This window comes from Microcystis sp. M_QC_C_20170808_M3Col (assembly GCF_007095505.1).
Lineage (GTDB): Bacteria > Cyanobacteriota > Cyanobacteriia > Cyanobacteriales > Microcystaceae > Microcystis.
Genome location: NZ_SFBY01000169.1, coordinates 1 through 8819 on the forward strand (window position 1 = coordinate 1; position 8819 = coordinate 8819).

The window sequence follows — 8819 nt, forward strand, 5'->3', positions numbered from 1 at the left end:
TGATGTCATTGACCAGGGAATAAAGGGTTTGCCGTTTAATCCGCTCCGTGCTTGACCCACTACGAATGACTAAGCTTTCAGACTTTTAAGTAAGTTTGAGTAAGTTTAGTTGAGCGGTATCTGTAATCAAAAAATACCATGAACCGAGATGAGCAAGCTTTACATCGATTGCTAGAGGATACCTTCTCTACCTGCAAACGGATTTTAGGCGAGCAGCGCCCACAACTTAAATACCGAGAAATTGGCACGGTAAACTTTATCGGTCAAGGGATTGCCCGGATTGCTGGCTTGCCAGGCGTAAAATCGGAAGAAATTGTTTGTTTTCCGGGAGATTCTCTGGGTATGGCCTTTAACTTGGATATTGATGAAGTCGGCACTATCCTCTTAGATAAAAGCGAACACTTAAAAGCAGGGGATGAGGTACGGCGTACGGGACGAGTGCTAGATGTGCCAGTAGGTGACACAATCTTAGGGCGAGTAGTCGATCCGATGGGTCGCCCCTTAGATAACCAGGGGCCAGTGCGGGCGGCACAAAGATATTTGGCCGAGCGAAAAGCCCCAGCAATTATGGATCGCGCTCCGGTGACAGTACCGCTGCAAACGGGCTTAAAGGTGGTGGATGCTCTGATTCCTATCGGGCGAGGCCAGCGAGAATTGATTTTAGGCGATCGCCAAACAGGAAAAAGCTCGATCGCTCTTGACACGATCATCAACCAGAAAGGTGAAAACGTGATTTGCGTTTACTGCGCGATCGGACAGCGCAGTTCTGCGGTGGCTAAGTTCGTCGCTGACTTGCAGCATTATGGGGCGATGGACTACTGTTTAGTCGTCTTTGCCGCTGGAGAAGAACCACCTGGCTTGCAGTTTATTGCTCCCTACGCCGCCACGGCCATGGCAGAGTATTTTATGGAGCAGGGGCATGATGTCTTGATTGTTTATGACGATTTGACCGCTCATGCTCGCTCTTATCGAGAGCTATCGCTGCTATTACGCCGTCCTCCCGGTCGAGAAGCTTTTCCTGGCGATATTTTCTACATCCATTCTCGCTTGCTCGAACGCTCTACACACCTAAATGCTGCCCGAGGAGGTGGTTCTTTAACTGCATTGCCGATTGTCGAAACCGAAGCCCAAAATATCTCTGCTTACATTCCGACCAATTTAATCTCAATTACCGACGGGCAAATCTATCTCTCTCCCGTGCTGTTTCAAAAAGGAATTTTGCCTGCGGTAGATGTGGGTAAGTCGGTGTCGCGAGTGGGGGGGAAGACTCAATTACCTGCCTATCGTGCTGTAGCGAGTGATTTACGCCTATCTTATTCCCAGTTTGAAGAACTAGAAGTTTTCTCCCGTTTTGGCACTCGTTTAGATGAAGTCACTCGCCAAACTTTAGAACGAGGGCGGCGCGTGCGGGAAGTTTTGAAACAAAATCAGTACGAACCGATCCCGGTTCCCGAACAAATTGCTATACTCTTGGCGGTGACATCAGGAGTATTTGATCGATTGACGATTGCGGAAATCCCAGCGGCCGAAAAAGCCGTCGCTTTAGCAATACGCCAGCAATTACCCGAAATATGCGTTCACATACAATCTGGCAAAAAACTGAGCGATGGGGATTTCCAGAATTTAGTCAATATAGCCGAACAAGCAATTGCTATCCCAGGATAAATTAACGCGACTTCACGCTCAATTGTTTTACAATTAATTGCCAATCAACACACATCATGCCAGTCCTTGAATTACTACAAAGACGAATTGCGCTCGCGCAAGAACTTCAATCCGTTGTCAAGACCATGAAAGTTCTTGCAGCGGCCAGCATTCATCAATATGAACGGGCAGTAGAATCACTAGTTGAGTACGTCAGTACCATTGAGATGGGCTTGCAAATTATTTTAGGCGCAGCAGTAGATCAGCGCCATGCGATCGCCGCACCCCCCAGAAAGCTTCCGAGAAATAGTCATTTAGGTGCGATCATATTTGGTTCAGATCAGGGTATGTGCGGTCAGTTCAACGAACAGATTGTCCGCTACGCTGTTACTCAGATTCAGCACTTGTCTATTGACTCCAGCAAACTCGCAGTCTTGGCTGTAGGTGCGCGGGTAATTCCCCCCTTAGAAAATGCGGGAGTAGTCAGCGAACGGAACTTTGCGATGCCCACTTCTCTTGCCGGCATCACGTCAATGGTTCAAGAACTTCTACTACACATCGAAATGTGGCAATCTCAAATGCCAATAGATAAAATTGCCTTGTTTTACAATAAGCCTCGCTCCAATATATCATATCAACCTCATGCCTTACAATTATTGCCTGTGGATAACAAATGGCTAAAAGACTTACAGCAAAAAAGGTGGGTAGGAGCCACTTTGCCTACCTTTACCATGGATTGGAGTCAGTTATTTTCTGCCTTGATCGAGCAATATTTATTTATTTGTCTGTATCGTGCTTTTGCTGAATCTTTGGCTAGTGAAAATGCGAGCCGACTGGCATCCATGCAAGCATCCGAGAAAAATATAGAAGCGCAATTAGCACAACTTCTCGCTCAATTCCAACAGGAACGGCAAACTGCTATCACCGAAGAAATGTTGGAAATCGTCTCTGGTTTTGAGGCACTAATTAGGGTTGAGTGAAAAAGTTTTTCGGTGGTGGTAGGGTGTGGGGTGTGGGGTGTGGGGTGTGGGGTTGAGTGAAAACGTCTTTTAGTGGGGACAGGGAACAGGGAACGCCGGAACCGCCGAACGGGAACAGTTTTTGAGGCTTTAACCCATCCGGCACTGTCATAAGTGCAAGGGTTTTGTGTTAGTATTTGGTTTTCAAGAGCGTTACATCTTGCACTTTTTCGCTCCTAAAAAACGGCGAAACTCTTGTCCAGATTACCTTGTATTAGTTCTTCAGCAAACCTTATGTAAAACCTGTTTAGCCACATTCACAATGCCTTTTGGGGTAAAATTCTGTTTATATTGGCTAAATTGGAGGGGAATATATCCCCTGTCTGGTTTTAATCCGAACTGAGGTTAACCACAGCTAATTCTAATCTTGGCTCCTCCTTTTCTAGATTCTTTTTGCTAAAACTTAACACTTCATCCAGACAATCAATTACTACCGTATCCCCTTCCATAAAAGCTTGTTCGAGAATTTTTGTGGCCAAAGGATTCTCCAACTCCCGTTGGATAGCACGTTTTAAAGGTCGCGCACCGTAGGTAGGATCGTAACCAACAGTAACGATATGATCTTCTGCTGCCGCAGTTAATTCTAGATTAATTTTTTGTTCTCCTAATAATCTTTCCAGACGCTGTAATTGCAGACGAACAATGTAACGCAATTCTTCTTTTTTCAGGGTATGGAAAATAATTAAATCGTCGATACGATTCAAAAATTCGGGACGGAAATGACTCCGCAAAGCTGTTAAAACCCGTTTCCGCATCTCCTCATAATCGGCATCTTCGGAAACATTTAAAATATGGTCACTGCCAATATTACTGGTCATCACGATAATCGTATTCCGAAAATCCACCACGCGCCCCTGAGAGTCGGTAATGCGCCCATCGTCAAGCACTTGTAATAAAATGTTAAAAACATCCCGATGTGCTTTTTCCACTTCATCCAATAAAACCACAGAATAGGGACGACGACGCACCGCTTCCGATAGTTGTCCCCCTTCCTCGTAACCCACATAACCCGGAGGCGCGCCGATTAACCGCGAAACCGCGTGTTTTTCCATGTATTCCGACATATCGATGCGAACCATGGCCTCCTCGGAGTCGAACAGTAACCCCGCTAAGGCCCGCGCTAACTCGGTTTTACCCACTCCTGTAGGTCCCATAAATAGGAATGAACCAATTGGACGGGAGGGATCTTTCATTCCCGCGCGCGCTCGTCGAATCGCCGCCGCTACTGCCGTGACCGCTTCATTTTGTCCGACAACTTTTTTCTGTAAATGAGACTCTAATTCTAATAATTTTTGTCGTTCTGATTCCATTAAACGATTGACTGGAATTCCTGTCCAACGGGCAACTATTTCGGCAATATCGGCATCAGTTACCTGTTGTCTTAACAGGGTAGAACCTGCCGCTTGAATAGTTTCTAGTTCTTTTTCTTTTACTTCTAATTCCCCCTGTAAAATTTCTAGTTTGCCATACTTTAATTGGGCCGCTTTATTGAGATCATAAGCCCGTTCCGCCTGTTCCACCTGTAAGCGCAATTGTTCCTCTTCCTCTCGCAATAATTTAATTTCCTCGGCGATATGTTTTTCCGTTTGCCATTGGTCAGCGAGGGGCTTTTGTTTACTTTCTAATTCCTCAATTTCTTCGATAATTCTTTCTAAACGCTCTTGAAAAGCTCGATCTTTTTTCTCCTCTTTTTCTAAGGAGAATTTTTCCATCCGTAACTGCATTAAGCGACGATCTATCATTTCCAAATCGGCGGGTTTAGTGGTACTTTCTACCTCTAATTTGGCCGCCGCTTCATCGACTAAATCGATCGCTTTATCTGGTAAAAAGCGATCGCTAATATAACGATGGGATAAGGTAGCTGCTGCCACTAGGGCCGAATCGGTAATTGTCACCCCATGATGCAGCTCATAACGTTCTTTTAAACCCCGCAGAATTGAGATAGTATCCTCCACGGAAGGTTCCTTAATATAAACCTGTTGAAAACGTCTTTCTAAAGCGGGATCTTTTTCAATATGATTGCGATATTCATCTAAAGTTGTCGCCCCAATACAGCGCAATTCTCCCCGAGCTAACATAGGTTTTAATAGGTTGCCCGCATCCATCGATCCCCCTTCCCTAGAACCCGCACCGACAACGGTATGTAGTTCATCAATAAAGAGAATAATTCGCCCTTCTGATTGAGTAACTTCTTTCATAACTGATCGCAATCTTTCCTCGAATTCGCCTCGATATTTTGCCCCAGCAATTAAACTTCCCATATCGAGGGAAATTAACTGACGATTTTTCAAAGATTCGGGAACATCTCCGTTAACAATCCGTTGAGCTAATCCTTCAGCTATAGCGGTTTTTCCTACCCCCGGTTCACCGATTAAAACCGGGTTATTTTTAGACCGTCGCGAGAGGACTTGCACCACCCGTCGAATTTCTTCATCGCGACCGATAACCGGGTCTAATTTGCCTTCTTTGGCCGCTGCTGTTAAATCCCGGCCATATTTATCTAAAGCTTCGTATTTTTCCTCTTGATTGGGTTCAGTAACCTTTTGAGTACCGCGAATAGCTTTGATAGCTAATTCTAAATCTTGGGGGTCAAGATTGAAGGTGCGTAAACATTTCCGGCCAACCCTTTCATCTTCGGCAAAACCGACGAGAAGATGTTCGACGGAGATAAATTTATCTTGCCAACTTTCCCGGGATGCTTCCGCTCGATCGAGCAGCAGATCGAGACCACGACCTAGGTATAATTGATCGACGATGGCCACTTTCGGCTGTCGGTTGGTGAAGACTTCTAGCTGTTGTTGCAGTCGCGGAATTTCAATATTAGCTTTTTGTAAAATCCGGGTGGCTAGACCGTTATTCTGCTCTAGGAGGGCAATAATAACGTGTTCCACCTCTAAGGTCTGATTTTTAAAGCGTCTCGCAATTTCTTGCGATTTAACAATCGAATCCCAAGCTTGTTCGGTAAATTTATTCGAGTCTGTGGGTTGCATTCTGCACCAATGAGGAAAGCCAGTGTCAGAGGTCTAGTATAGCAAGGAGTCTCGATCGATCACAAAGTTCCAGGAGCCACAAAAGCTCTGACTTATTTATCACTATTACCCAATTCCGTTAAAGCAGTCCCGGTGAGACGACAAATTTGCCACTCTTTGAAGACCTTAGCCCCCATTTTTCCATAAAAATCGATCGCCAGTTGATTCCACTCTAAGACAGTCCATTCTAAAAGTCCTGCATCCCTAGCGACGGCAATTTTAGCCACAGCAATTAGTAAAGCTTTCCCGATACCTTGACTGCGATAATCGGGTAAAACGAAGATATCTTCTAGGTAAAGCCCCGGTTTAGTGATAAAGGTGGAATAGTTAGCAAAAAATACGGCAAAACCGACTATTTTACCCTCTACTTCCGCCACCAATGCTTCGATGTAGGGTTTTTCTCCGAATAAATGATCCCCTAAAGCTTGACTATTTCCTGTCATTAAATGGCTGCGTTCTTGATAGGCTGCTAAGGCAAGAATTAAGTCAAAAATAGCCTTGACATCGGTAGCAACGGCAGCACGGATGGAATAATTCATGATTGCTGGTCAAATCTTGATTTTAATGCTGATGATGTTTATGGGGAGATTCAGCAGGGGGAGAATTAAGATTGGAAAAATGACCGTTATTTAATCCCATCCCAACGCTACCAATACTGAAAAGTCCCATGGAAACAAAACCAGCTGCAATTGTCCCCATGGCCACAGTTCCAATGGAAACCACTCCCATAGGAACAATACCGATGGAAATAACGCCCATGGGAACAATGCCAATAGAAATTATACCAGTGGGGGCAATACCGATCGACAACCATTTTCGCCCGGAATTACCGCAACTATTCTCTTTTTCTTGACCTAGATTGGAATCCATGCTTTTAATCCCGAAGATGCTTTGAGCCTTCCCATCCTAGGTTACGGGTAGAATTCTTGTCAAAAGACCGCCAGTCAAAAGGAAAGTTAATTTTTTATAAAAACTATTGACTTTTCATCTCAGTTATGTATTGGCGGAATACCGGCCATATCGAGAATTTTCGGGACTAAATCCTCCCGTTTAATCGCCATGATGTGGACACCTTGACATAACTGCTGGGCTAATTTTATTTGTTCGGCGGCGATTTTGATGCCTTCTTCGAGAGGATGAGCTGCATCGGCGAGTCTTTGAATGATCTGGTCGGGAATTTGTACCCCCGGCACATTTTTATTTAAAAATACGGCGTTTTTAGCCGATTTTAACAGAAAAATTCCCGCTAGAACTGGTTTATCGGCGAGGGAGGCCACCTGCTGCATAAACTTATCAAGGCACTCGAAATCCGTAACTAATTGACTTTGAAAAAACTGCGCTCCTGCTTCGATTTTACGCTCAAAACGGCGTTGAAGACCAGACCAACTTTTTGACTGCACATCGACGGCAGCCCCGGCAAAAAGTTCTAGAGGTCCATCAGGTAAAGATTTATCGTTAAAGTCAAAACCTTTATTCAATTTATCGATTAATTTTAACAAACGTACCGATTCTAGGTCAAAAACTGCCCTAGCTTGGGGATGATCTCCTGCTTTGACGGGATCTCCAGTTAAAGCTAGTATATTTCTCAATCCTAAAGCATGAGCGCCCATTAGGTCTGCTTGTAATCCGATCACATTGCGATCGCGACAGGCCATTTGACAGATGGGTTCGATGTCGTGTTGATAGAGAATAGCGGAGGCTGCCAGAGAGGACATTCGCACTACGGCGCGACTGCCATCGGTAATATTAGCGGCATGAACGCGATTTTTTAGCCAGAGGGCCATTTCTAGCATATGACTGGCATTACCACCTTTCGGGGGAGTAATCTCGGCTGTAATCAAAAATTCTCGGTCTTGAACCGCGCGTCGTAAACGAGTAGTCATCGAGTTATCTAGGGTTTAATCATAAATTCTATAGTAGATTTAGCCCGAAAATCACTCGGAGGGAAGGAATGATCATCGGGCTGCGCTGCTTTATACTGGTCAGTGTCAGTGCCTGGCTGATATCTAAGTTAGCTGGCAGGAAAAATTTTCTAATGTAGTATAATACACGGACAGTTTAACCAAATTCGTTTACAAGTGTAAAGGACAACCGATTCGATCGAGCGATCATGCAAACTCTTTCTCGTTTACCTACTAAAGACAAAGGCCTAATCATGCCCCATCCCCTCAAAATCGTCGCTTTAGGTGATAGCCTTGTGTATGGCTATGGCGACCCCGTGGGTGGCGGTTGGGCCGAGCGCCTACGTCGTTTGTGGATGGAAAGTGCCGGTCATGCCCTGTATAATTTGGGTATTCGCGGCGATCGAGTGGTACAAGTGTCCGAACGTTTAGAACAGGAATTTCGTCTCAGGGGGGAAATTCGCAATCGTCTCCCCGACCTGATTCTTCTCTCCGTCGGTGTTAATGATACAGCCCGCTTGGGCCGGCCCGATGGTCGCACCTACACCGATCACGATCTTTTTCAAACTCAAATCGAACATTTACTCGCCCGGGCCCGTTCTCTTTGCCCGGTTTTGTTTATAGGTATGATTCCCGTGGATGAGCGGAAAATGCCCTTTTTAGATTGCTTTTACTTCAACCATGGCGATCAGTATCGTTTTAAAGAAACCACTAAACAAGCTTGTCTAGAGCAAAATATTCCCTATCTCGATTTATTTGATCTCTGGATGGACCGGGGTGATCTGTGGTGCCAAGAAAGATTAATGGCAGATGGACTTCATCCCAATGTGCAAGGCTATCAATCAATTTTAGAGGATATTTTAAACTGGTCGCCCCTCACCTCCTTTGTCGGTGTGGATGGTTTTATCTTAAATGTCGGGTGAAGACCCTCAGTTTCACTGACGGGATGAAACCCGACCAATATAGAACAGCGAAGCACCACTAAATCCTTGACAGTTTTGTGCTGGATATGTTAGCATAAAGAAAGTTGTTTGAGGTCGATAAACAATGATTGTCTTAGAAATGAAAGCCGTGGTTAAACCAAGTCAGTGTTCTGCCATTGATGAGGCTATTCGTACAGTACAATTCATCAGAAACAAAGCATTAAGGCTTTGGATGGATGCCAAGAGAGAAGACAAAATCGATAAATATTCTCTCAATAAATATTGTGCAGTTCTCGCCAAACA

Annotated in this window: 7 protein-coding genes and 1 pseudogene; 4 read left to right on the forward strand and 4 right to left on the reverse strand. The window is 44.8% G+C overall.

Annotated elements, in window-relative coordinates; translation table 11 throughout:
* Positions 1 to 138 precede the first annotated feature (138 nt).
* Both EWV84_RS07740 and EWV84_RS07745 read left to right on the forward strand, forming a co-directional pair.
* On the forward strand, positions 139 to 1665 hold the full coding sequence (locus EWV84_RS07740) for an alternate F1F0 ATPase, F1 subunit alpha (RefSeq protein WP_287077542.1): 1527 nt from the start codon (positions 139 to 141) through the stop codon (positions 1663 to 1665).
* A gap of 56 nt (positions 1666 to 1721) precedes the next feature.
* A complete protein-coding gene (locus EWV84_RS07745; protein WP_287077543.1) occupies positions 1722 to 2624 on the forward strand; it encodes a F0F1 ATP synthase subunit gamma in 903 nt (300 codons plus the stop codon).
* A 368-nt stretch (positions 2625 to 2992) separates the two neighbouring features.
* Here EWV84_RS07745 and clpB read toward each other — a convergent pair whose 3' ends face one another.
* The 4 genes from clpB to EWV84_RS07765 form a co-directional block, all read right to left on the reverse strand.
* Positions 2993 to 5653 carry an ATP-dependent chaperone ClpB gene (clpB, locus tag EWV84_RS07750; protein WP_287077544.1) on the reverse strand — a complete coding sequence of 887 codons (2661 nt, stop codon included), beginning with the start codon at positions 5651 to 5653 and terminating at the stop codon, positions 2993 to 2995.
* A 92-nt stretch (positions 5654 to 5745) separates the two neighbouring features.
* Positions 5746 to 6231, reverse strand: a complete 486-nt coding sequence (locus tag EWV84_RS07755; protein WP_287077545.1) for a GNAT family N-acetyltransferase — start codon at positions 6229 to 6231, stop codon at positions 5746 to 5748.
* 22 nt (positions 6232 to 6253) lie between these two features.
* Complete coding sequence (locus tag EWV84_RS07760; protein ID WP_002781238.1) at positions 6254 to 6562, reverse strand: hypothetical protein; 309 nt, start codon at positions 6560 to 6562, stop codon at positions 6254 to 6256.
* A gap of 119 nt (positions 6563 to 6681) precedes the next feature.
* On the reverse strand, positions 6682 to 7575 hold the full coding sequence (locus EWV84_RS07765; protein WP_287077546.1) for a methylenetetrahydrofolate reductase: 894 nt from the start codon (positions 7573 to 7575) through the stop codon (positions 6682 to 6684).
* Between the two features lie 227 nt (positions 7576 to 7802).
* Here EWV84_RS07765 and EWV84_RS07770 point away from each other — a divergent pair, with 227 nt between their 5' ends.
* A complete protein-coding gene (locus EWV84_RS07770) occupies positions 7803 to 8516 on the forward strand; it encodes a GDSL-type esterase/lipase family protein (RefSeq protein ID WP_286826744.1) in 714 nt (237 codons plus the stop codon).
* A gap of 124 nt (positions 8517 to 8640) precedes the next feature.
* A pseudogene (locus tag EWV84_RS07775) lies at positions 8641 to 8819 on the forward strand (RNA-guided endonuclease TnpB family protein); the annotation flags it as partial.

Excerpts from the sequence above, each read along its gene's own strand:
- EWV84_RS07745 (WP_287077543.1), top strand. The coding sequence starts at position 1,722 with ATGCCAGTCCTTGAATTACTACAAAGACGAATTGCGCTCGCGCAAGAA.
- EWV84_RS07765 (WP_287077546.1), bottom strand. The coding sequence starts at position 7,575 with ATGACTACTCGTTTACGACGCGCGGTTCAAGACCGAGAATTTTTGATT.
- EWV84_RS07740 (WP_287077542.1), top strand. The coding sequence starts at position 139 with ATGAACCGAGATGAGCAAGCTTTACATCGATTGCTAGAGGATACCTTC.
- EWV84_RS07770 (WP_286826744.1), top strand. The coding sequence starts at position 7,803 with ATGCAAACTCTTTCTCGTTTACCTACTAAAGACAAAGGCCTAATCATG.
- EWV84_RS07760 (WP_002781238.1), bottom strand. The coding sequence starts at position 6,562 with ATGGATTCCAATCTAGGTCAAGAAAAAGAGAATAGTTGCGGTAATTCC.
- clpB (WP_287077544.1), bottom strand. The coding sequence starts at position 5,653 with ATGCAACCCACAGACTCGAATAAATTTACCGAACAAGCTTGGGATTCG.
- EWV84_RS07755 (WP_287077545.1), bottom strand. The coding sequence starts at position 6,231 with ATGAATTATTCCATCCGTGCTGCCGTTGCTACCGATGTCAAGGCTATT.